Source organism: Nitrospinota bacterium, from assembly GCA_027619975.1.
Lineage (GTDB): Bacteria > Nitrospinota > Nitrospinia > Nitrospinales > VA-1 > JADFGI01.
The window spans coordinates 18,783-41,395 of the sequence record JAQCGX010000011.1; the positions used below are offsets into that span (position 1 = coordinate 18,783).

Annotated in this window: 20 protein-coding genes; 9 read left to right on the plus strand and 11 right to left on the minus strand. The window is 47.2% G+C overall.

Annotated features, from left to right (window positions below; translation table 11 throughout):
• The 5 genes from O3C58_05620 to pgeF all read right to left on the minus strand — a co-directional run bounded on the left by O3C58_05620 (nt 1) and on the right by pgeF (nt 5,843).
• Entirely contained in the window at nt 1–768 is a 768-nt protein-coding gene (locus O3C58_05620; protein MDA0691338.1) for a hypothetical protein, read from the minus strand.
• A gap of 268 nt (nt 769–1,036) precedes the next feature.
• Nucleotides 1,037–2,593, minus strand: a complete 1,557-nt coding sequence (gene purH / locus O3C58_05625) for a bifunctional phosphoribosylaminoimidazolecarboxamide formyltransferase/IMP cyclohydrolase (GenBank protein MDA0691339.1) — start codon at nt 2,591–2,593, stop codon at nt 1,037–1,039.
• Nucleotides 2,594–2,701: 108 nt separating this feature from the next.
• Nucleotides 2,702–2,881 carry a hypothetical protein gene (locus tag O3C58_05630; GenBank protein ID MDA0691340.1) on the minus strand — a complete coding sequence of 60 codons (180 nt, stop codon included), beginning with the start codon at nt 2,879–2,881 and terminating at the stop codon, nt 2,702–2,704.
• 202 nt (nt 2,882–3,083) lie between these two features.
• On the minus strand, nt 3,084–4,871 hold the full coding sequence (locus tag O3C58_05635; protein MDA0691341.1) for a DUF6178 family protein: 1,788 nt from the start codon (nt 4,869–4,871) through the stop codon (nt 3,084–3,086).
• Between the two features lie 189 nt (nt 4,872–5,060).
• Nucleotides 5,061–5,843 (minus strand): peptidoglycan editing factor PgeF, encoded by a 783-nt coding sequence (gene pgeF / locus O3C58_05640; protein MDA0691342.1) that lies wholly within the window; start codon nt 5,841–5,843, stop codon nt 5,061–5,063.
• Nucleotides 5,844–6,108: 265 nt separating this feature from the next.
• Between pgeF and O3C58_05645 the strand changes: the two genes are divergently transcribed.
• On the plus strand, nt 6,109–6,444 hold the full coding sequence (locus O3C58_05645) for a hypothetical protein (GenBank protein ID MDA0691343.1): 336 nt from the start codon (nt 6,109–6,111) through the stop codon (nt 6,442–6,444).
• On the opposite strand, the gene O3C58_05650 is transcribed toward O3C58_05645, so the two are convergent.
• From O3C58_05650 to O3C58_05660, 3 genes are all read right to left on the minus strand, one after another.
• Nucleotides 6,424–7,644, minus strand: a complete 1,221-nt coding sequence (locus O3C58_05650) for a class I SAM-dependent rRNA methyltransferase (GenBank protein MDA0691344.1) — start codon at nt 7,642–7,644, stop codon at nt 6,424–6,426. The genes O3C58_05645 and O3C58_05650 overlap by 21 nt on opposite strands.
• Nucleotides 7,645–7,706: 62 nt before the next feature.
• Nucleotides 7,707–8,378 (minus strand): monofunctional biosynthetic peptidoglycan transglycosylase, encoded by a 672-nt coding sequence (gene mtgA, locus O3C58_05655; GenBank protein MDA0691345.1) that lies wholly within the window; start codon nt 8,376–8,378, stop codon nt 7,707–7,709.
• Between the two features lie 130 nt (nt 8,379–8,508).
• Complete coding sequence (locus O3C58_05660; GenBank protein ID MDA0691346.1) at nt 8,509–9,720, minus strand: M23 family metallopeptidase; 1,212 nt, start codon at nt 9,718–9,720, stop codon at nt 8,509–8,511.
• Nucleotides 9,721–10,231: 511 nt separating this feature from the next.
• Here O3C58_05660 and O3C58_05665 point away from each other — a divergent pair.
• Entirely contained in the window at nt 10,232–11,326 is a 1,095-nt protein-coding gene (locus O3C58_05665; protein ID MDA0691347.1) for a radical SAM protein, read from the plus strand.
• An 8-nt stretch (nt 11,327–11,334) separates the two neighbouring features.
• Here the strand turns inward: O3C58_05665 and dnaN are convergent, their stop codons facing one another.
• Entirely contained in the window at nt 11,335–12,444 is a 1,110-nt protein-coding gene (gene dnaN / locus O3C58_05670) for a DNA polymerase III subunit beta (GenBank protein MDA0691348.1), read from the minus strand.
• Nucleotides 12,445–12,718: 274 nt separating this feature from the next.
• Here dnaN and aroF point away from each other — a divergent pair, with 274 nt between their 5' ends.
• The 7 genes from aroF to O3C58_05705 all read left to right on the plus strand — a co-directional run bounded on the left by aroF (nt 12,719) and on the right by O3C58_05705 (nt 20,135).
• Nucleotides 12,719–13,735, plus strand: a complete 1,017-nt coding sequence (gene aroF, locus O3C58_05675) for a 3-deoxy-7-phosphoheptulonate synthase (GenBank protein MDA0691349.1) — start codon at nt 12,719–12,721, stop codon at nt 13,733–13,735.
• A 172-nt stretch (nt 13,736–13,907) separates the two neighbouring features.
• Nucleotides 13,908–16,619, plus strand: coding sequence for an HD domain-containing protein (locus O3C58_05680; GenBank protein ID MDA0691350.1), 2,712 nt, complete (start codon nt 13,908–13,910; stop codon nt 16,617–16,619).
• Nucleotides 16,620–16,679: 60 nt separating this feature from the next.
• Nucleotides 16,680–17,339 (plus strand): tetratricopeptide repeat protein, encoded by a 660-nt coding sequence (locus O3C58_05685; GenBank protein ID MDA0691351.1) that lies wholly within the window; start codon nt 16,680–16,682, stop codon nt 17,337–17,339.
• Nucleotides 17,340–17,717: 378 nt separating this feature from the next.
• Entirely contained in the window at nt 17,718–18,593 is an 876-nt protein-coding gene (locus O3C58_05690) for an arginine deiminase-related protein (GenBank protein ID MDA0691352.1), read from the plus strand.
• 135 nt (nt 18,594–18,728) lie between these two features.
• The gene (locus tag O3C58_05695; protein ID MDA0691353.1) at nt 18,729–19,214 is read left to right on the plus strand and encodes a hypothetical protein; all 486 of its coding nucleotides are present in this window, start codon (nt 18,729–18,731) and stop codon (nt 19,212–19,214) included.
• A 60-nt stretch (nt 19,215–19,274) separates the two neighbouring features.
• The gene (gene orn, locus O3C58_05700) at nt 19,275–19,859 is read left to right on the plus strand and encodes an oligoribonuclease (GenBank protein ID MDA0691354.1); all 585 of its coding nucleotides are present in this window, start codon (nt 19,275–19,277) and stop codon (nt 19,857–19,859) included.
• A 6-nt stretch (nt 19,860–19,865) separates the two neighbouring features.
• Nucleotides 19,866–20,135, plus strand: a complete 270-nt coding sequence (locus O3C58_05705; protein ID MDA0691355.1) for a hypothetical protein — start codon at nt 19,866–19,868, stop codon at nt 20,133–20,135.
• A gap of 289 nt (nt 20,136–20,424) precedes the next feature.
• Here O3C58_05705 and O3C58_05710 read toward each other — a convergent pair whose 3' ends face one another.
• Nucleotides 20,425–21,138 carry a phosphoribosylaminoimidazolesuccinocarboxamide synthase gene (locus tag O3C58_05710; GenBank protein MDA0691356.1) on the minus strand — a complete coding sequence of 238 codons (714 nt, stop codon included), beginning with the start codon at nt 21,136–21,138 and terminating at the stop codon, nt 20,425–20,427.
• Between the two features lie 106 nt (nt 21,139–21,244).
• Nucleotides 21,245–22,537, minus strand: a complete 1,293-nt coding sequence (purB, locus tag O3C58_05715) for an adenylosuccinate lyase (GenBank protein ID MDA0691357.1) — start codon at nt 22,535–22,537, stop codon at nt 21,245–21,247.
• Between the last annotated feature and the right edge of the window lie 76 nt (nt 22,538–22,613).

The following is a 22,613-nucleotide window of genomic DNA, read 5'->3' on the forward strand; positions in this document are numbered from 1 at the left end:
TCAGGACCCGGCAAAACCTCCCGTCATCCGGTCCAACTGTGCAGGGAGGGAAAAAACATCCTGGCGGGGGACTCCAATCTCATCCAGCAACTGCACAAAGAAAAAATAATCCATATTATTTTTTAGATTTTCCAATGCGAGCGTCACTTGCCCTTCCTCATGAGAAATGGGAACCCACTCTTCGCATATTTCAGGGAGGGTCAACGAGGCTTCTCCAGGCTTGCTCAAAAGACGGGCTATTGTTGGAAGCTTATGAACTTTCTTTCTTTTTAGATTTTCATCTTTTTCAAGTCCCAGGTACTTGATGCACTTTTCGCGCAACAAAAGCCCTTTTTCCCAGGCTCCCGATTTTTCCCAACCCACTAAAAGCGCACTGCCTCGCACTTTTTCCAACTGCCGGTTCAAATCCTCTACCTGTTCTTGACGTCCCTCTTGCTTTAGCACCTTTTCCTCTTCTCTCGCCTCCCATTCTTTTCCCCAATGACTCTGGAGAAAATCCGGGTCCTGTTGTTTTTTCTTTTTCCAGGAATTGTAGCGAACGGTGAGAACCGCTTCCTGCGTCATGCGGTCCAGTTCCGTGTGGGTTTGCATCGCTGTCTCAAAATCCAAAGATTTTGCCTGAGCGATCATCGTTGCATATTTCTCAGGATCTTTTTCTTTCAATACCGCCAGGACGGGGGCCACTTTTAGCCCCCAAAAGACGCCGCCCCCCACCGAGACGATCACCAACAGGACAATCAACACTTTGACGAAGCCGGGAATTTTCATAGCAAATGATTTTCTAAAACCCTGATCAGTCGTTTATTGGTTTCCTTAAAACCTGATCGACTATCTAAGCGAAAAACTAAACGTAAAACGGAAATTACGAGAATCAGGACGATTCCGCCTGCTGTAGAATCAAAGAGAAAAAACTAAGAAGCCAGCGTAACGCTGGACCTAATATTTACGTGCGATGGGTTTGCCGGGAAACATTGCACAACGTGAACAATCCGCCCCTACGGTCATGTGCCAGGGGGTATAAAACCACCTGTGGGAATTAATGCTTGAAATGTCGAATGCCTGTAAATACCATCGCGATGTTCGCCTCATTCGCCGCCTGAATCACTTCCTCATCGCGAATGGACCCACCGGGTTGAATGATAGCGGTCACTCCGCTTTTCGCCGCCGCATCTACGGAATCCCTGAAAGGAAAAAATGCGTCTGACGCCATGACGCTTGCCGCCAACGGTTTCTGAGCTTTATCGACAGCCAACCTTGCGGAATCCACCCGGCTCATTTGCCCGGCTCCCATGCCAATGGTTTCCTGGTCGCGTGCGTAAATAATGGCATTTGATTTCACATGCTTGGCAACCACCCAGGCAAACTTGAGATCTTTCATTTCTTTATCCGACGGTTGCCTTGCAGTCACGACTTTCAGCTTGGCAGGATCGTAAGTCACCGTATCCAGGTCCTGAATCAGCAAACCGCCGCTGATGCGTTTCACATCCGTTTCCTTGCCCGACCGCGACGAAGCCGCAGTGGGAATTTCCATCAGGCGGATATTTTTTTTGGTTGCCAGCAACTTCAACGCTTTCGCATCGAACCCTGGAGCAATAATAGCTTCCACAAAGTTATTAAGAATTTCCTGAGCCGTTTTTTCTTCTACGGGACGGTTGAAGCTCAAAATCCCCCCAAAGGCCGAAATCGGGTCGGTTTCTCTGGCTTTAATGAAAACTTCCAGCTGGTCGTCCCCCAAAGCCACGCCGCTCGGGTTGGTGTGCTTGATGATGACTGCGGCTGTGGATTCAAATTCAGAAACCAATTCCCAGGCGGCATTCAGGTCGAGGATGTTGTTGAACGACAATTCTTTTCCCTGAAGCTGGCGGGCGGATACAATGGTGGAAGATCCCGCATCGGCATGTCGGTACAAAGCGGCTGACTGGTGAGGGTTTTCCCCATAGCGCAGATCTTGAACTTTCTGATAGGAAGTCTGTAATACCTGAGGGAACTGCACCCCCTCTTCAACCTGGCCCGTTAAATAGCGGGAAATCATGGAATCATAGCGGGCCGTATGGGTGAAGGCATCTCGGCTCAAGCGCATTCTCGTATTGCGGGTGACGGAGCCTGCGTGCGCCTCCATTTCCGTTATCACCGTTTCATAATCCTTGGGATCGACAACCACCGTGACATCATTAAAGTTCTTCGCCGAGGAGCGCACCATCGCCGGACCGCCGATATCGATATTTTCCACGGCTTCCTCAAAAGTGCAATTTTCCCTGGCAATGGTATTTTCAAACGGGTACAGGTTGACGGCTACAAGATCGATGGCCTCGATACCGTGTTCGCTCATGGCTTGCATATGGGCTTCCACATCCCGCCGTCCCAGGATGGCGCCATGAATTTTGGGATGCAGGGTTTTTATTCTACCGTCCATCATTTCCGGGAATCCGGTATAGTCCGCCACAAGCAGGACGGGGACGCCACTTTTCGCAAGCAGGTCGGCGGTTCCTCCCGTGGAAAGAATTTGCACGCCAAAGCCATGGAGTTTTTTGGCAAACTCGACGATCCCGGTCTTGTCGGAAACACTGATCAATGCCCTTTTAATACATCTCATTAGGGACCTTTAAAAATTGGAATTTATTGGATTTGTCATTCGCCAATCCCTTACTTTAAAGGATTGACTCCTGGTTCAAGTTGGGCTTTTCGATGCGCCCATTCAATATTAGATTCGAACCTTCTTTTTCTTGGGAGGAGTCTTACTGATCAAGGAATCGGGGGTGAGCGCCTCAATGATTCTGAGCATCCAAACGGGAAATGACCCTATGGTGTCAAATAATCCGGGCTCCTTATTTTGCCGGGCAAGGGCGGCGGCTTTTTTTCCTGGTTGTTTTTCTTTGTTCATGGATTTCCTCAAGGGTTCAAGCGTGCAAGTCTTTTCCAGCCAACCCTGTGTCAGATTAACAAAATTTGAGTTGCGAAATGATACTATTTTTCAGCTCAAATTAAAATAAAAATTGTGCAATTAACTTTTAGCTCTAAAGCGTAAAATGCAGTCCTGAACTCCAATTAAATCCCTGAACCGAATTATTTTACCGAGGGCAGGCTTACAGTTTCAGGCAAAGCCCGTGGGTGTACTTCCAGTCGATTTTGCTCTTAAGGTCCAGACTCCCAAATTGCTCTTCCAGATTTTGCACACAGCGTTGAATAAATTCTTTCAGAAACTCCCGGTTCTCGTCTGTCCAGGCCAGAGGTGTTTGCAATAACCGGTCGTGAAAGGCTTGCACGATATCCTCATGACAAACCCTGCCCTCATCGTTAAATATTTTTGGCAGGAAAATAACCTCAAGAAAACTTTTGGCCGCCACTTCTGGAAGCGGCGCGCAGGAGATTTCCTTGAACAGAGAAAAACGCGCCAGAGCGGTCGTCATCCAGGTGGTAAAATCCATATTGGATTTATTTTCCGGGAAGTCACATTCAATTAATATCTGACTCATCGCGTTTTCTGTAAGATCCAGACACTTCCTGGAGAAGCGAACCATAAACACCCATCGACTCAAAAGAGCATCCGCTCCGAGAATGTCATCAAGTGTTTCAAAGTTACGCTCTTCTATAGAGTCTTCCTCCTCCGCAAAATGAAGAACCTGGGGAAATCGATGAATAAGAGCTGTCAATTGCTCCTTTTCAAAGGGAGTCAAAAACGGGTCTAGATACGTTCCCTGCTCTTTTAAAAATGATTCCGCCTTCCACTTCAAACTCATCAATCGGTGATATCCTGCTTGAAAAAGAAACCGCATCCAGGATCGTTCGAGAAGATTTTTGCCCTTTTGCGGGTCGCCTTCAGCGGCGAGGTCCAGAGCAATATTGATATACCCTAAAACCTTGCGGAAAACTTTTCCCCGGTTTGCAAAATCCGCCGGGTCCTCCCGGTCCGCGACCATAACTTTATTAGCCAGACACACCAGCTCCCAGTGAATCGCATCCAGTCGGTTCCCATCCATAAGCAAAGCCACACATTGCCCAAAAAAGGTGGAGGAGTCGGCTTCAGCCAGCATATACTGCGGTGGAACCGGGGAATCTCCATCCCTGGAAAAATCCTCCGCATCGGGAACCTGGAGCTTGATGGACTCCACATCCAACGGACTGTATACCCCCAAAGCTTCTTCAATTTCCGGGAAGCCCCTGTCGGAAATACGAGTCATCCTCCAATGATAGGCTTTTTCAACGGTTTCCGTCAACGGGTACCAGATGACCGCTTCCATTAGAGAATTAAAAACCGAAGGGAAATTCGACCATAAGAGCAAAAGGAGCTTTCTAATGGGACCGGTTTCCTGAATTTTAAAAAAAATATCGTAAACGCCGTCCGGGGTGAAATGTTCCAACTCTTCCGTGCCTTCATAAGAATCGGTCATTTCGTCTTGTTTATAGACCTTGAAAAGAGCCTGCATCAGCATCACTTTTTGGTCAAACTCTTCGGTCATTAACCACTCGAGAGTCTGAGATTCATCGCATTTATCCAGAAGGACGATCCAATCCAGGGCCCGCTTGGGCTGAAACTTGTCGCCAACCCACCATTCCATGTCAAATATGAACTGCATTTGCTCACAATTCACCAAAAACAGAACGGGCAATGCCTCTCCCTCGCCGATGGCCTTGACCATCTGATAAATTTCCTCAGGAGGAAGCGCGTGGACCACTTCCTCAGCCTGCTCTGAAAGTGTCAAGAGATTCTGTTTCTGCTCAGCCGGACATTGCGTGACACAACGGGCCTGATCCTCAACGGACATTTGCGACAAGATTTTTTCCACTTCCCGAGGGTTCCGGGAAATCCAGTCCAAAGGAAACGGCAACCGGTTGACAGGAGTTTTTTTGAAATGGTCAATTATTTTGGTCATTTATTTAACAATTCCATCTGCAAAGGGAGACATCGGGGTCCATCCAACCCTCCCCAGCCTCAGGGAAAATCAAAGAAACCCGTCGATGGATCATCCACGGAATAAGATTTCTAAAAACATTTAACTGGATTTCCGGTCAATTATAGTACCAATGGGCAGGCCGTTCAACTTTGGATAAGAAAAAGCCTGTCAAGTTGAGGAAAGCATGGCCACGGTAATCATCCGTCCTGTAGTGCCTTCTCGTCGATAGGAAAAAAAGCGCCCCACTTCACAGGAGGTACATAAGCCGGTTTGGGAGATATTTTTTGGGTCCACCCCGGCATTTCGGGCATCTTCGATATTCGCGGCAAATAAATCGAGCATGCATTTCCCCGAGGGTGATTTTTTCACGAATCGGGCCCAACCCGTATATTGCTTTTTAAATGGCTCAATGCAGGAGGCATCGACCTCGTAACAGCATCCCCCGATACCAGGCCCCATCCCCACGACAAGATCCTCAGGCTCGCATCCATAACTTTTCTGCATGGTTTTAATCGTTTTAAATAAAATATTCTGCGTGGTTCCCATCCTGCCGGCATGCACCACCCCTGCGACATGCAACCTGAAATCATATATCACGACGGGGACGCAATCTGCGGTCAACACGGCAATGGGTGTGTTGACGAGACTGGTAATGATGGCATCGGCAGGAATATCCGCCACTTTTTCAACGGAATTTACTGGGTCTTTCAATTCATAGACTCTATCACCGTGAACCTGCCGGACCTTATAAACCTCGCCACCGTCGATACCGATGGATCGCAAGAACCATTGCCTGTGTAACGACACATTCTGCTCGTCCTTCAGAGTTCCAAAACTCAATTCGCCCTTAATGCCATCTTCTAACTCAAAGGATCTTGGACTGAAGGCATGGATCAGGCCCGCTTGCGCCGTTAGTGAATTTAGCGTGGTTGATTGGATGATCACTTGCATGTGAAATTATATAAAATATAAAAAATGTTTATTACCAATAACGGGCATTTCTTGTTTTACTTTCCATCTAATCGCAAAAAATTTACTCTGCCCCCCCGACTGGCTAGAAATCCTGCGCCTTTTATGCACCTCCTAAAAATTAAAATTGTATTTTAGCATTATCGACTCAAAAATTTTAAAGCTGTCTCCGATACATGCAATATGATTTAATGTCAATATTTTCTTGACTTTATGCCTATATTGAATAAAATATTTATATGCTTGTTTGAGCGCTGAAGCAAATACCTTAGTGGGAAAATCAAGGCAAAAAGGAGATCTTGATGGCAACCAAGAAAAAAGTGGCAGCGAAAAAAGTAGTGAAGAAAAAAGTGGCAGCGAAAAAAGTAGTGAAGAAAAAAGTAGCGAAGAAAAGCGCCTGAGAATAAAACTGGCAAAAGCTCCCAGCTTGTCGCTTAGTTTATTTCTTATTCAATTTTCATTTAATCAATTTCCCGGTTCGGTTTTTTTTGTTTCAGCGCTCAAAAAGCCTTTTTTTTCAAGTGGATACCAGCCTAGACCAAGAATTTCTCTCCCCTCGAAGTCATTTTTCTTTCCCGCCTAAAATTTTCAAATAGACCCCTTTCAGGTATTCTCCCTCTGGAAATAAAACAGGATGATCCACCGCATGCCCTGTTTGCTGGATCACCTCATAAACCTTGCCTGCCGATTTAACTCCTGAAACTACGGCCTTAAAAAAATCTTTTCCGGATACATGCCGTGAGCAGGAGGCCGCAAACAATATTCCTCCCGGCCGTGTCAACACAGCGCCGGACTCCGCAAGCCTGCTGTATGTGATAAGCGCTTTTATTTTTTGTTTCTTGCTGGTCGCAAAAGCCGGAGGATCAAGAATCACCAGGTCAAACGATTTTTTCATGGCTCCTAATTGCTTCAACGCAATAAACGCATCTCTCTGGAGTTGTTGAAAATTATCGGTCTCAAATTGTTTGCTCGGAAAATTAAGTTCAAACGTTTCCCTTGAAGTTTTTATTGCCCAGGGATTGGAATCTATTTCCACTACCGAGCGACAGCCTCCCGCGAACGCATAAATTGAAAACCCGCCTGTATAGCTGAACACATTCAAAACCGATTTGTCTTTTGACATCGTGCGGATGCATTGCCGATTGTCTCTCTGGTCCAAAAAGAAACCGGTCTTCTGCCCCTCAAATACATCCACTTCAAAAAACAATCCGTTTTCTCGGAAACACACCGGCGCATTTAATGGAGGGCCAAACAAAACCTGCCCTTCTCGAAAGTCGCTGATTTCTTCCACAGTCTTTTTCGCGTTGCGGCTCAGGCGCAAGACGCAGCGTTGCACCTTCAAGTGTTCTTCCAACAAGGGGAGCAGGATATCAAAAAAGGGAATCCAGGCGCTGGTGTATAGTTTCAAAACCGCCGTGTCCTCATACCGGTCAAGAACCATTCCGGGCAGCCTGTCATTCTCTCCATTGATCACCCTGTAGCCGCTGGTTCCCATCTTCGGCAACGAGGACCTAAGCGCAATGGCTTTTTTTATCCGCTCGGCAAAAAATGCGACATCTATTTCCTGGGGAGAGCCGTATTGCAGAATTCGCAACCGAATCGCGGAAAAAGGATCGTATAAACCGATGGCGAGAAATTTATTTTTGGAACTGTAAACAATCCCCAGGTCACCTGGTTTTCCATCCTGTGGAGGGCTTTGAATCTGGTAATCAAATATCCAGGGGTACCCTTTTAATATTTTAGTCTGTAATGTTTTGGAAACCTGAAGCTTGATCGCTTTCATCTTTCAAGAACCTGGGTTAATGCCACAAAAAAATTTGGGGGTGCAATATATTGACAGGAAAATCAACTGAGAGATGGTAACCGGACATGAACCATGGAATTTAAAATCCGCACCTGCCTCTTTTCAAGATGTTGTTGAGGGCTACGAATGGACCAGACCCTGGGGTTGGGAAGGACCGCAGCCAACCAGGCCGCCTCCACCGGCGACAGGGTTTTGCAGGAATGGTTAAAATAGTACTGGGAAGCGGAATCACATCCATAGATTCCTTTCCCCCATTCAATGACATTCAAATAAACCTCCAGAATCCGTTTTTTTGACCAAAGGTTTTCTATCAGAACAGTGAAATAGGTTTCCAAACCCTTCCGCAAAAAATTTCGTCCCTGCCACAAAAACACATTGCGAGAGGTTTGCATGGATATGGTGCTGGCGCCTATGGTTCGCTCTGAGGTAAAGTTGACCACAATGGCGGATTCTATCGCTTGCCAGTCAAACCCACGGTGCTGGAAGAATTTTTGATCCTCTGCCGCGATAACGGCTTTAATCAAATGGGGGGAGATGCGTTCGAATGGAACCCAATTCTTAAATACTCGGGTGTACCGGTCATTTTGATCGTTCTCAACCCAACGAACCCATAAAAGAGGTGTGGTTTGCGGGTTGGTCACGCTGTAAATAAGAACGGGGACCAGGGTGAGAGTGAGGAACGCCAAACTCAGATCAAAAAGAATTTTTCCCAAACGAATTCGGAATACTCTTTTTTTATTAGGCCTTTTGAAAAATTTTGGTACAACCGACATTATTTATACAGTGCCCGAATCTTGAGAAGAGAAGAATAACAAATCTCAAAAGATCCTGAGCAGAAAGCCATCAACCCTGCGGCAGAATCGAATTGTACTGACTCACCGTTTTTTGAAAGCTTTCCCATTCCCCGCGGGGGACCTCTTTAAAATAAGATTTGATGTGTTTAAAATTAAATGGATTATATACAATTTTTTTCTGCCCGCGACTTTTAATTTCGTAATGCAGATGCGGCGCAAAGGTCCTGCCGGTATTTCCCGTTTCAGCAATTTTATCGCCCTGTTTGACAAACTGACCCGCCTTGACCAAAACCCGGCTCAGGTGCAGGTAAAGGGTTTTCACCCCTTCCAGGGGATGGTCCAACTCCACGCAATACCCATTGGCCCTGACATTCCAGTTGGTTCGGGTCACTCTCCCCTCGAAACTCGAATAAACGTCGGTTCCCACCTCTGTTTTAAAATCGGTGCCTACATGGCCCACAGGGCCCTTGCGGAAATCTCCTGGAAGAGAAGTGATTTCCTGATAATTTCTGACCGGAGCGTATTGATCAACGATACTCTTGGCAATCTCTATCCCCGCCGAGTCATAATAAGAACCCAATCCATTGTTGCCTCTGCTGAAATAGTTGGCTTCGAACAGTTTTTGGGACAACTGGCTGTTATAGGCCAGCTTTAAAATGCGAAACAGGTTTTTATCTGGAACCATCTCATAAATCACATCGATAGAATCGCCATTGCGCAGGCCCTTGTTGACATCGACAAACCAGGAGAGCAATCGACTCATATAAGCGGACATGGTTTCACACCCGTCCTCTTTGGTCATCGCCTGGCAAACGCTATAGGTCAACGAATTGCGAATTTTTAACCGCAAGACATGGATATTTTGTTCGGCCGAGGTTTGCGAAACCACATACGAAGCCGGAGTGCTGGATACCGTTTCCGGCCCCCCTTGACCGTTTTGATCAGGAGGTGGGGTCAAGTTGTCGGAATCCGCCTGTATCTCAGTGTCTTCTGTCTTTCTCTGTGCAATCTTAGCTGGGAGGTCCTGAACCGATTCAACCTGAACCCGGTCGGTTTCTATATCATTCGATACCCCATCAATCGCTGAGGCCACGGACACCTCATTTTCAGACCGTAGATCCACGTCAGAACCCTGCTGAAAGCCGATGAAGTAAATATTCAACCCCAAAGAAAAAATAAAAATAATATTAAACAGAATTTTCACGGGGAATCGCTTTTTTGAGGACAGACGTTTGTCTTGTAAGTAAGCAGGGATTGCCATGGTCGCTTTCTTGAAGAGTTTATAGGGGAAAAATTTAAAACCGTGATTTAAGGGCACTTCTAAAAATTGACAACGGCACCGAATCGCCAATTCAAAGAAGCGTCTTTTGTTTTAGTGGGACAGGCGACCTACCCTTAAATTTAAGGATAGGTCGCCCGTGCCACTGATTTAAGTAAATTTTGCACACGATTCTATTTTCTGTGAAAACTAATTTTTAGAAATGCCCTTAATCAATTGTTTTGATCGACTCATGCTTCTTTTAGCTTTCATGCCTCCCCTAAAACTTCGTTCTAGAGATCAAACCTAAAAAAGAAACGGTCTTTTCTAAAGAAATTCCAGTTTAATGCCCTAGGGGCGAATAGAAAGTGCTGAGGGGGAACGAAGGACCCAATTTCATAAAAAACCACACTTTCCTTGTTCCCTGGCGGTTTTCATACTAGAATTTGAGTCAATTAATTATGGCAGACAAGCAAGTTCAGCACAACCCTTACTTTTTGATTTTTTGTGACTTATGGAACTTTTCAAACCTGACAACATTTACATTGAAGACGGCGCGGAGAATTTTTTGCTCACTCGCGACATCCTTTCACGCTTCCCTCAAATTCCCGTGCACCGGATTAACGACAGCCGTTCGGTCACTGAGGAAATTAAAAAAACCTCCTCTGATATTTTTGGCAAAGGTAAAAAGCAACTGGTGCTGTCCCGCTTCAAGGGTTCTTTCCTGAAAAAATGCCCCGGAATCAGCCCTGGAATGGTGTGCTGCAATTATTATGTGGTCAACCTCATGAAAAACTGCGTTTACGACTGTTCCTATTGTTTCCTGCAAGGGTTCTTGGAAAATAATCCGCTCATGGTGGCCTATGTCAACGTCGAGGATTTGCTCGGCGAACTGGAGCAAGTGTTTCACGATCATCCCGACAGAAAGTTTCGGGTGGGAACGGGTGAGTTGACCGACAGTCTGGCTTTGGAGGATGTCATTCCCTATTCAGACCAACTGATTCCATTTTTCAACAAACAGGAAAATGCGGTCCTGGAACTCAAAACCAAATCCGCCAATGTGGACTCATTGTTAAAACAGGAGAATCCGAAAAACGTCATCGTTTCCTGGTCCCTGAACCCCCCGGAGGTTATTGAGCGCGAGGAAAAGGGCACTCCCGAACTGCATCAACGCCTGGAAGCCGCGCGCTTGTGTCAGGAGAAGGGATACCGGGTGGGGTTTCATTTTGACCCGATCATTCTCTTTCCCGGCTGGGAACGCGCCTACAAAGACCTGGTCGAAGAGCTTTTTTTCACCATCCCGAAATCCAAAATTGAATGGATCAGCCTTGGAAGCTTCAGGTACCGTTCCCGTTTAAAACAGATCATCAAGGAGCGCCATGAAACCACCCACCTGTTTAACAGCGAGCATGTGTCCAGCAAGGATGGAAAATTTCGCTACCTGCGGTCGTTAAGAAATAACGCTTACGAAACCCTGAGCGGATACATAAAAAAACATTCGACGGATCTGAATATTTATTTATGCATGGAAACCAAGGAAGTCTGGGAAGGGGTGACCGGGAAAATGCCGCGCAGCGATAAAAAGCTGGATCAGTTTTTTGATATGTGAAGCCCTGTTTAAATCCGCATGGGCATCACGATACTCAGGTAGTCTTTATCGTTTTCAATGGAGATGAGACAGGAGTGGTTCTGATCTTTCAGGTTCAGGACAATTTCCGCATCTTCAATCACATTCAAAACATCGAGGACGTATTTTGCATTGAGCCCCACAGCAACGTCTTCTCCCTCATAGGCAATCGTAATTTCTTCCCGGGCGGTGCCAAGGTCCGAGTTGTCTGACACCAGCGTCAAGGTTCCCTTCTGAATGTCAAACCGCACCATTTTTGATTTTTCATTCGCCAATAAAGCAACCCGCTTGAGCGCATGGTTGAGTTCATCCCGGTTGATTGTGACCTTCAAGTTATTGTCAGGAGGAATGACCTGGCGGTAATTTGGAAACTTGCCATCGATTTTTCTGGAAATGATCACCTGCTTGCCCTGGATAAACGCCAGATGATTGCCCTTCTCGGAAAAAGAGAATGTAGACTCTTCATCCTCCATTAATTTTAAAAGTTCGGAAAGCGCTTTCCTGGGCAAAAGATAACTTGTTTTTTCATTCTTCGGCAGGGTCGATTTCAGTAGAGGCCGGGTGATCAACGCCAGCCGATGACCGTCCGTTCCCACCAGATTGGCCTGGCCATTTTCTATTTCCAGCAACAGCCCATTCAGGGCCTGCCGGGTTTCATCGGGCGACGCCGCAAAAAAGGTTTTCCGGATCATCTCTTTCAGTAGCAGACAACTGAACTCCATCAGACTTTCCGAACTGTATTCCGGGAGAGAGGGAAAATCCGCCGTCGGGAGACCGGGAAGGCGAAACTTGGAGTTACCGCACTTCAAGGTCACCCAGTCGTTATCCTCCTTGATCATATGAACTTCCATATCCGGAAGTTCCCGGAGAATGTCGTACAGTTTCCGGGCATTCAGAGTAACCGATCCCTGGGAAACAATATTGGCAGGGTAAAAAGCCTGGGTTCCGATTTCGAGATCCGTCGCTTCAATAAATAATCCGCCATTTTCGGTGCGGATCAGCAGATGCGAGAGGATGGGCATCGCCCCTTTGGTTTCAACAATCCCCTGAACCTTTTGCACGCCGGTTAAAAATACATCCCTGCCAATCCTGACTTCCATTCTCGCCTTCTCCAATTTTCGCATTGAGTTTATTTTTAAATTTTAAGTATCACAATTACCCAATCCTGTCAAAACTAATCGCCTCCACAAAACCACTCGCACAAGGCAATTGAAACGCATTCCGCATCAACCGTTTTTTACGGTCCGCGAAGTTTGTCAGCCCCTCTGATCCTGGTACGGTATCTCCCTGAAGGGAGAAATCTTGACGAAAAAAAACGACTATGATAATTTAAAATATCACGCCAACCCTTACACACCAAAGGCAACATCAACCATGATCATTGTCATGCACCAGGAGGCGACTCCTGAACAGATTGAAGCCGTCGAAAAACAAATCACGGCTCTGGGGTACAAACCGCATGAGATCGTCGGCGTGGAACGCAAGGTCATCGGCGCCATCGGCGATGAACGCGGCAAAGAGCGGTTGCAAATGATCGAGTCGATGGCAGGGGTGGAGTCCGTCTTTCCCATCCTGAAACCCTACAAGCTGGCCAGCCGCGAAACCCAACCTCAGGATTCCGTCATCGATGTTGCGGGCGTCCCCGTTGGCGGCAAACAGATCGCCATCATGGCCGGCCCCTGCTCGGTGGAAAGCAGGGAACAAATTTGCACCACCGCCCGGCTGATCAAGGAAGCCGGGGCCAATATCATGCGGGGCGGAGCCTTCAAGCCGCGAACCTCGCCTTACAGTTTTCAGGGTCTGGAAGAGGAAGGGTTGAAGCTCTTGCTGGAAGCCAAGAAAGCAACCGGACTGCCCATCGTCACCGAAGTCATGAATCCGAGGGAAGTGGATCTGGTCGCCCAGTATGCAGACCTCATGCAGGTAGGAGCGCGGAATGTGCAGAACTTCTCCCTGTTAAAAGAACTCGGAAAAATTAACAAACCGATTTTGCTGAAACGCGGCATGATGACGACCATCAAGGAATTCTTAATGTCCGCAGAGTATATTCTGGCCGAAGGAAATCGCAGCGTCATCCTCTGTGAACGAGGCATCCGCACCTTCGAAACGGCAACCCGCAACACTCTGGACTTGAGCTGTATCCCCGTCCTCAAACAGGAGACCCATCTTCCCGTCATTGTTGACCCCAGTCACGGTACCGGATACTGGCATCTGGTCGATTCCATGTCCCGGGCCGCCATAGCCGCCGGAGCCGATGGATTGATGATTGAAGTCCATCCCGATCCGGTGAATGCTTTTTCCGACGGCCCCCAATCCCTCAAACCGGAAAAGTTCGCCAAACTGATCCAGACATTAAGACCCTTCATCGAATTGATGGGCCGAACTCTTTGATCCTGCTGACGAAAAGCCAGGACCCCGTGCCCGGATCTCAATCCTTCCCCTGTTTCACCGACTTTTCTTGAATCTCACCCGGAATCGGTTTATCCTTTTAGCATTGGCTAAATCCCGGCTTTTCCGGTTCGCTCAATAACCGTAAAGGGTTCAAAACCCTGCAGACCTTCTCATGAATGATTTTTTTCAGTCCAATAGAATTATTTGTGGCCGCTACCAAACCGCGTTGCAGGAAAAATTCCTGCCCGCCGTCACTTCGGATTCCTTTTCCGATTCTGACAAAAAAAACCCGCAAAAATTTTATCTGGAATTCAAAAAAAGAGCTCTGGAAGTCGTGACTGAAGAGTCCAAAAAACTTCTAGACGAAACTCTGAAGTCAAACAATTCTTGTTTGTTGTTATTAAAACGAACGGCTCTCGTTGATACCATCGTGCTGGCCGCTTTCCAAACCGCCGTCTGGTTCCACAACTATCTGACGCAAAAAAATATCGACGCTAAAGAGGTTCCTGTTGCCATTGTCGCCAGGGGAGGATATGGCCGGGAGGAAATGTACTTTCAATCTGACGTTGATTTGCAGATCGTTTCAAAATCTTTGTTAGAAAAAAGCGCTTTGGACCTTGCCCAAGGAGTCATCAAGCAATTTGAATACCTGTTCGTTTTTCAGGACATCTTTCGTACCGCCAGCAATTTTTGCCATTCGGATGCGACAGGAATGGAGGAGGTGCTGGACCCTGAAAAACTTTCCGACTTCTTCTCCATGATGGAACACCGGTTTGTTACGGGCGACGCGATGGTATACGCCGAATTCGCAAGCTCCATTAAAACCGCCAGCCTGATGCACACGGGTGAAATCTTAAAATACTGCTTCAAACACAAGGTCTATTACGATGTTCAGAACACCGTTTTCCAGCAGGAACCCAACGTCAAGGAAGAGCTCAAGCGTCTTTACTGGGCATTGACCCTGGTCCGGATTCGCCAGAATTTGAACTCGTTAAACCAGTTCGAACTTTTGAATGAACTGTTGCGCAAGGACATCTTGAGCGTCATCGCCTATAAAAATATGCAAAACGCTCTCAACTTCCTGTCCAAAGTGCGTTTGCTTTTGCATGGAATCCGGGGAGGCTCGCACCGCGATATTATTAGTTTCGAAGTCCGGGAGAAGATCGCAGAGGCCATGGGCTTCGAACTCAAGGCGTTTTATAAGGCCTATTTCTATCATGCAGGCCTTCCCTTGAAACGCTACAGCCGCAATCTGTTCTGGGAAAGCATGTCGTTTGACACGCAGAAGGTCAGCGACTTGACCGAAAATTTTGCTCTCAATGCGGAAGACCAGATCATTTTCAATAAAGACCCGGATGAATTATCCGCCGAAATCCCGCTGTGGATTTTTGAGGTTTTTGCCTGGGTAGCGGAAAAGAACTATCATCTTTCCTATCCCATCATCCGCTCCATCGAAGATTACCTGAGTCAAACGGCCCCTTCCTTTCTGATTTCGGATGGTAACAAGAAAGCCGAGATACAAACCTACTTCCAAAGAATCATCGCCGGGAATCACTTCGCCAAGGCGTTGCGCTTATTGCATGAATTCGGGCTCTTGAGCGACTATTATATTCCCGACTTTAAAAATATCTGTGGTCAACTTCAGGACATCTACGTTCATAAGTTTCCGACCGACATGCACATCTTGGCGGCTCTCGATGCTCTCAATTTGCTGGAAGTTCGGGTGGAAGCCGATGAATTTCTCATCAATCTCTACCATTCCTTGAAAGACAAGACGGCGTTAAAACTTGCCGTGGTTTTACACGATATCGGTAAAGGCGCAAAGAAAGAGCACGAAATTGAGGAAGTCGTGGGAGCCCGTATGATCCCAGGCATTCTTGAGAATCTGGGATATGCCGCTGACTCCAAACAAGTGAAAGATGTGGCTTTTCTGGTTGAAAAACATTTGACCATGTACGATTTGATGCTTCTCGACCCGGAAGAAGACGATACCTTCGAGATGGTCTGGGATCTGGTGACCCACGACAGAGAACGATTGAAAATGCTGGTCCTGCTCACCTATGCAGACCGGGCCGGCACAAAAATGAAGATGTCCTCTTCCCAGATCGAGCAACTGAAAATGTTTTATCAGTTCACCCTGCATCATAAGAAACACGAGGATGTTCCTGAAGCCGTCAAACTGGATTTTTTGCAAATGGTCCGCCTTCCCAAGGACCTCAGATCACAATTGGAAACTTATAATGGCTTTTTGAAGTCAAAAGGGAAATTCAAAGCTGAATTTACTTTTCAACCTGGCCAGGCTTCGGATCTGGTCGTATGCGCCAAAGACCAGAAAGAGTTTTTATGCCATATATCAACCGTACTGGCGTTCAATCAGCTGAGCATCGTTGAAGCCAATATCCAGACCATGAAAGACAATGCATTCGATGTCTTCAAAGTGGTCACGTCTTCTGGAAACCCCATCGATCATGCTGAGTTTTTTCTCATTCAGAAACGGGTTCTGGAAGATTTACGGCGTATCTTCGTGGATAGAGAACCCATCGCTTCCGTATTTAAGGATCGGGGCGGGGTCATACGGCAGAAAAAACATCCCTTCAAGGACGTAAAACTCAAGGTGAAAATCATTGGCAGGACGGTCACGGTGTCCAGCCATGACCTCATTGGAGTCATTATGATGGAAACCCGAGTGTTCGCCCAGCTCAATATGGAAATTCAAAGAGCGATCGTACACACCTACCAGGGAACGGCGTCAAACACCTTCTACATGCGTCCACAGGATGTTGAACAGATCGTGCAAGAAAAAGATCACTTTATAGGGATGCTCAAAAGGGCGCTTCTACCGTTGATTGAATCAGAATCCGTTTTAAGCGAAGAACCGATCTAAGCACCTTATAAGTACTATTACTAAATCATTGACCCATTAAACTTCCGGGATTTTTTAACGATGCGTCCTTCACTCGTTCTAACAATAAACCTGTTTTTAGCTCTTCTTATAACCGCTTCCCCGATTGGGGCGGCGACCGTTGATGAACTGTATCAAAAAGCCATCCGGTTGGACAAAGAGGGGTTCTTGGATGAAGCCGCACAAACCTGGGTACAGCTTCTTAAATCCAATCCAGAAAAGCCATTACAGACATTTGCCACACTGAAGCTTTCCAGCACTTATTTAAAATTAACGGAACCTTATAAAGCCGTGGAAACGCTCAAAAAACTCACCCTCTCCCAACCGGGTCACTTCGATGCTCAATTCCATCTGGGAAATGCCCTGGCAAAAATAAAAAATTACCCTGAAGCGATTGAGGCCTTTAAAAAAACCATCGAACTGAGGCCGAACGAAGGTTTGGGAAATGTCGGGCTGGCCCTGGCCCATTTTGGCAATAGACAACCAGACGCCGCCATCCAACAATTGCAGGAGGCCAAAAAAATCTTTAAAAATAAAAAAAACATCTCGTGGTATCGCGATGCGAGAATTATGGTTGAGCAGATTAAAGGGTTCGCCAAATACCCGCCCAGTTTTTCCGACCTGTGGCTGGCAAACAACCTGGAGCTGGTCCGCAATACCTATGAAAAAGCCGTCTTCAATCTGGACGACCTTAAAAAATAAGTTGCGTCCCTCCCTCAGCTCCCTTCAACTCAAACTTTCCATTGAAAACCATCAGAAAAATCCGGACCCCTAGATGCCCCCTATAAACCCTGATAGCGGCCTTTGGGTTCGTAACATTAAAAAATTTTAATGCTCCGTTAACACCTTTTTAATTCGATAATTTTATAATGTCGTTAGTACTTTTTCTTCTCCTTTTTATTGGGGCGGGTTCGATGCCACGATCGGCCCGCCCCTCTCCTCCTCAGCTTTTTCAAGAACCGCCGGTTTTTCAGTTTCTTTTATTTTTCAATAATTTAGATCCAACAATAACCCCCACTCCTCCTTCAAACCCTTTATAATATAAAGGATAGAAACGATCCATCCAGGAGGCTTTGGGACATGACTCAGAGTTTTTTAATGTGTTCTCCAGATTATTTCGGGGTCCATTACTCGATCAATCCCTGGATGACTGACAAAATTGGCAAAGTTGACCCCCGTCGGGCCACCCGACAATGGGAAGATTTTTTCTCCACTCTGGCCCGGTTTGCAGAAATCAAACTCATCCAACCCCAAACACATGTCCCCGATCTGGTTTTTACCGCCAACGCCGGACTGCTTCTGAAAAATAAGTTTATTCCCAGCCGTTTTCGACACAGTGAAAGACGCGGAGAGGAACCTTTTTTCCGCGACTGGTTTCAATCTCACGGTTATCAAGTCGTCGAATGGCCCGGCTCGGTTGTTTTCGAGGGCGCCGGAGATGTCCTGCCGCAACCGGGGAAAAACCTATTGTGGGCGGCAAATGGATTCCGAACCGATCTCGAAGCCCATGGCATTCTCGCCAGTGAACTACAGATACAGATCGTCTCTCTGCAACTGGTGAATCCCAGCTTTTATCATTTGGACACCTGCTTCTGCCCATTGCAGGATGGCAAGGTCATGTATTACGAGAAAGCCTTTGACACTCAATCGCTAAAGTTGATTGAAGAGCACACGACCCCGGAAAACAGAATCCCGGTATCTGACGACGACGCCGGGCATTTCGCCTGCAATGCTGTTTTGGTGGGAAACAATATCGTCCTCAACCACGCTGGCGAGGATCTGGAAAATCAACTCACAAACGCCGGCTACACGGTTTTTATCACGCCGGTGACAGAGTTCATGAAAGCTGGAGGCGCAAACAAATGCCTGACTTTAGAACTCGATTCAGGCCCAGAGAAAAAACAGAAGATTGAAGAAATGCATGCAATGCCGCTGGCTGTAGAGTCCAAAGGATAGCGCCTTCTCCAGATTTTTCGATTTAAGTTCAAATCTGGGCGGATTTGGGTTAGAATCAAGACCCTAAACCCCGATAACGTATTTTATCAATAAGAGTTTCGGTTTTTTTCCAGCGCCTTCATCCCAAACCCAAAAATGACTATTCCTAGCCAAAATAAAAGAAAACTCATTGCTTTGGGGCTGGGGGTTTTGCTCGTCATCCATTTATCAGGGTCTCTTGTTTTCGCCAACACGCTGAATCGGTTTGAGCTGAAGGATGGCAGTGTCATTCAGGGAGAAATTCTCTCCTATTCCCAGGGAATTTATAAAATCAACTCGGATATTTTGGGCACCATCGCCCTGCCGGAGAACAAAATCAGCGCGATCCATCCTGCGGGTAATGCCAAGTCCCCCAGTGCTCACAATATCGATCAAGTGCAGAAACAGATGTTGAATGACCCTGAGACGGTGCAGTTAATACAACAGCTTCAAAGCAACCCTTCGGTGCAGGAAATTCTTCAGGACAAAGAACTCATGGATGCCATCGCGCAAGGCAACTTGAACCGGGTGGGAGACGATCCTAAAATCAAGGCACTGATGAAGCAGGAAACCATAGGAAAAATCATTGAAAAAAATCAATAAGGTTGCAGCGGAACATCCTGTGGAAAACCGCCAAACCAATCACCCGCACTGGAAGGAACCATGAGCAAACAATCACCAAACAACCTGGTTTGGATGGACCTGGAAATGACCGGTCTGGACCCTGATAAAGAATTAATTATTGAAATCGCTACCCTGGTAACAGACAGCGATTTGAATATCCTGGAAGAAGGCCCCTGTCTGGCCATTAAGCAGAGCAACGCGATTCTTTCCCGCATGGATGCCTGGAACACCACAACCCATGGCGCGTCCGGGTTGACGACCAAAGTGATGAAATCCGCAATCTCCAATGCGGACGCGGAAAAGCTCACGCTTGATTTCATCAGGCAATACTGTCCTCCGCAAGTTGCGCCCCTGTGCGGCAATTCCATCGGCCAGGACCGACGATTTCTGATCAAATACATGCCGGAGCTTCACGATTATTTCCACTACCGCAGCATCGATGTCACCTCCATCAAAGAGGTGATCAAGCGCTGGTTTCCCAAGGGACCCAAATTTCCAAAGAAAAGTTCGGTGCATTCCGCCGATATTGATGTCAAAGAGTCCCTGGAGGAGTTGATTTTTTACCGCAAGCATTATTTTTCCCTGAACGAAGAAGCCGTCCTCACCAACGCTAAAGATTCCTGAAAACTCATGTCCAAAGGCGCGATTCTAACCATCGGTTTTCTGCTTTTTATCAGCTACCTGTCCTTTTCCCTGATATGGACGGGAAACAAATACGAGTGCCATGCCTGTATTGTCTATAAAGATAAAGAGGTTTGCCAGACCGTCGCCGGCGTGCAAAAGGAAGAAACCATGATGGTTGCCATCACCACAGCCTGTGGCGGCGCCGCTAACGGCATGACGGAAAATATCGAATGTCAGGCCAAAGAACCAAAATCAATGCAGTGCAAGGACCTTTAGGCAGAAATTCAAGGCACCTGACTACACCGGTATCTCCAAGCCAAATACGACTTCCGGAAAAACAAAAATTCCAAATTTTTTTATATCGAATTAAATGTCGCCCTTCGACATACCCGTGCCGGGCATGAAGACTAAGGAGGGAATACCACATACCCGTGCCGGGCATGAAGGCTACTGTTAAACACCACAGGGGTCAGGGAAATTGAATCACAACCGTCACAGAGTAACGGCGCAAGGGTCGCAAAGGACTCAATAAGAAGAAAAATAAAGAGTGCTCTAACCCGTCAGGTCACGCCTTCTCCCCGCACACCAGCTTGTAAACCTCCTGATACTTTTCCTCGACACTGCCGAGGCTGAAGCGGAAACGGTCCTTGTCCATCTTTTCTCCGGTTTCCCAGTCCCACAGGCGGCAACCGTCGGGACTGATTTCATCACCCAGCAACACTTCTCCCTGATTCCTGCCGAACTCCAGTTTGAAGTCCACCAGCCGGATACCCCGCGCTTTAAAAAACTCGACCAGTAACTGGTTAACTTTGGACCCGGCGGATTTTAGAAATTCAACCTCTGCCTCTGTCGCCCATTGGAAGGTCTTGATGTGCGATTCGTTGATCATCGGGTCGTGCAAAGGATCGCTCTTGTAAAAAAATTCCTGGGTGGGTGGATCGAGAGGTTTTCCTTCTTCAATCCCCAGCCGCTTGCACAGACTGCCCGCCGCCACGTTGCGAAAAACCACTTCCACCGGAATGATCTGCAGTTTTTTCACCAGCATCTCGCGATCGCTCAACAACTCGACAAAATGCGTCTTAACCCCGTTGTCTTCCAGATATTTAAAGATTCTGGTGGACACATGATTGTTGATAACGCCTTTATCGACGATGGTGCCTTTTTTAATGCCGTCAAAGGCAGTGGCGTCATCCTTGAAATACTGGATCACCAGGCCGGGATCATCGGTGGCGTATATGATTTTGGCTTTGCCTTCGTATAATTTTTCTTGTCGTTTCATGAAAATTCCTGTTTTAATAATTTAAGGGGAAACCCATCATACGAACCTGTCACCCTGTGGGTGTTGCTGTGACAATATTTTTTTAATTATCCTGCCCAGCACCTATTTATTTAAAAACCCGTTCAAAAATTCGGTCTATGTTTTTGAATTGCGATTTCAATTGAAACGCCTTTTCCAGATCTTTATCGGACAGGTATTTTTTGATGTCCTTGTCCTTCTTCAAAAGAGGAAGAAACTCTTTGCCCTGTTCCCAGACCTGCATGGCATTTCTCTGCACCATGCGGTAGGCGTCTTCCCGAGTCACGCCCTTTTGGACTAACGCCAGCAGAACGCTTTGCGAAAAAACCAGGCCGCGAGTGATCTCCAGATTCTTCATCATATTTTTCGGATAGACCATCAAACGGTCGATCATGCGGGTCGTGCGGTTGAGCATGTAGTGCATGAGAATGGTGCTGTCCGGGCCGATCACCCGTTCGACGGAGGAATGGCTGATGTCGCGCTCATGCCAGAGGGCCATGTTTTCCATCGCCGCCTGAGCATTGGCGCGAATGATCCGCGCCAGGCCGGACATTTGTTCCGACACCACGGGATTTCTTTTATGCGGCATGGCGGACGACCCCTTCTGGCCGCTGGAGAAAAATTCCTCCGCTTCCAGAACTTCGGTTCTCTGCATATGACGGATTTCCACGGCGATCTTGTCGAGCGTGCCTGCCAGAATCGCCAGCGTGCTGAAATACTCCGCGTGTCGGTCGCGCTGGATGATCTGACTGGACACAGGAGCCGGTTTGAGACCCAGCTTCTTGCAGACGTACTCCTCAACATCTGGGTCGATACTGGCGAAGGTCCCCATCGCTCCGGAAATCTGACCATAAGCGATTCTCTGCCGGGCCTGTTTCAAGCGCTCGATATTGCGCCCCATTTCCTCATACCAGATTGCCAGCTTGAACCCGAAGGTGATGGGTTCGCCGTGAATCCCGTGCGAGCGCCCGATCATCGGCGTGTTCTTATGCAAAAGCGCCTGTTTTTTAATCGCTTCCTTTAGCCCTTCAGCTCCCTTAATGATCAGGGTAGCGGCTTGTTTCAACTGCACCGCAAAGGCTGTATCCAGCACGTCGGAAGAAGTCAGCCCCAGATGCATATAACGGGCGGATTCCCCGACGTTTTCGGACACGCAGGTGAGAAAGGCGATGACATCGTGTTTGACTTCTTTTTCGATTTCATCGATGCGGGCGATGTCGAAACGGGCTTTCTTCTTCATTTCATCGACGGCGGATTGAGGGATTTCCCCGCGGTTTGCCAAGGCTTCACAGGCCAGAATTTCAACTTTCAGCCAGATGTCGAATTTGTTTTCTGGCTCCCAGATGGCGGCCATTTCCGGGAGCGAATAGCGTTCAATCAAAACGGTTTCCTTAATTTTTTTTAATCGAGATATAGTTGCTGGGATCTCGACAGTTTTATAAGATGGAGAGATCAAT

What these genes read in the sequence shown, in the direction of transcription:
- purH (MDA0691339.1), bottom strand. Translation starts at nt 2,593, where the DNA reads ATGAGATGTATTAAAAGGGCATTGATCAGTGTTTCCGACAAGACCGGG.
- O3C58_05665 (MDA0691347.1), top strand. Translation starts at nt 10,232, where the DNA reads ATGGAACTTTTCAAACCTGACAACATTTACATTGAAGACGGCGCGGAG.
- O3C58_05705 (MDA0691355.1), top strand. Translation starts at nt 19,866, where the DNA reads ATGTCCAAAGGCGCGATTCTAACCATCGGTTTTCTGCTTTTTATCAGC.
- O3C58_05660 (MDA0691346.1), bottom strand. Translation starts at nt 9,720, where the DNA reads ATGGCAATCCCTGCTTACTTACAAGACAAACGTCTGTCCTCAAAAAAG.
- O3C58_05695 (MDA0691353.1), top strand. Translation starts at nt 18,729, where the DNA reads ATGACTATTCCTAGCCAAAATAAAAGAAAACTCATTGCTTTGGGGCTG.
- O3C58_05650 (MDA0691344.1), bottom strand. Translation starts at nt 7,644, where the DNA reads ATGAAAGCGATCAAGCTTCAGGTTTCCAAAACATTACAGACTAAAATA.
- O3C58_05680 (MDA0691350.1), top strand. Translation starts at nt 13,908, where the DNA reads ATGAATGATTTTTTTCAGTCCAATAGAATTATTTGTGGCCGCTACCAA.
- orn (MDA0691354.1), top strand. Translation starts at nt 19,275, where the DNA reads ATGAGCAAACAATCACCAAACAACCTGGTTTGGATGGACCTGGAAATG.
- O3C58_05630 (MDA0691340.1), bottom strand. Translation starts at nt 2,881, where the DNA reads ATGAACAAAGAAAAACAACCAGGAAAAAAAGCCGCCGCCCTTGCCCGG.
- dnaN (MDA0691348.1), bottom strand. Translation starts at nt 12,444, where the DNA reads ATGGAAGTCAGGATTGGCAGGGATGTATTTTTAACCGGCGTGCAAAAG.
- O3C58_05690 (MDA0691352.1), top strand. Translation starts at nt 17,718, where the DNA reads ATGACTCAGAGTTTTTTAATGTGTTCTCCAGATTATTTCGGGGTCCAT.
- aroF (MDA0691349.1), top strand. Translation starts at nt 12,719, where the DNA reads ATGATCATTGTCATGCACCAGGAGGCGACTCCTGAACAGATTGAAGCC.
- O3C58_05635 (MDA0691341.1), bottom strand. Translation starts at nt 4,871, where the DNA reads ATGACCAAAATAATTGACCATTTCAAAAAAACTCCTGTCAACCGGTTG.
- O3C58_05710 (MDA0691356.1), bottom strand. Translation starts at nt 21,138, where the DNA reads ATGAAACGACAAGAAAAATTATACGAAGGCAAAGCCAAAATCATATAC.
- O3C58_05620 (MDA0691338.1), bottom strand. Translation starts at nt 768, where the DNA reads ATGAAAATTCCCGGCTTCGTCAAAGTGTTGATTGTCCTGTTGGTGATC.
- pgeF (MDA0691342.1), bottom strand. Translation starts at nt 5,843, where the DNA reads ATGCAAGTGATCATCCAATCAACCACGCTAAATTCACTAACGGCGCAA.
- O3C58_05685 (MDA0691351.1), top strand. Translation starts at nt 16,680, where the DNA reads ATGCGTCCTTCACTCGTTCTAACAATAAACCTGTTTTTAGCTCTTCTT.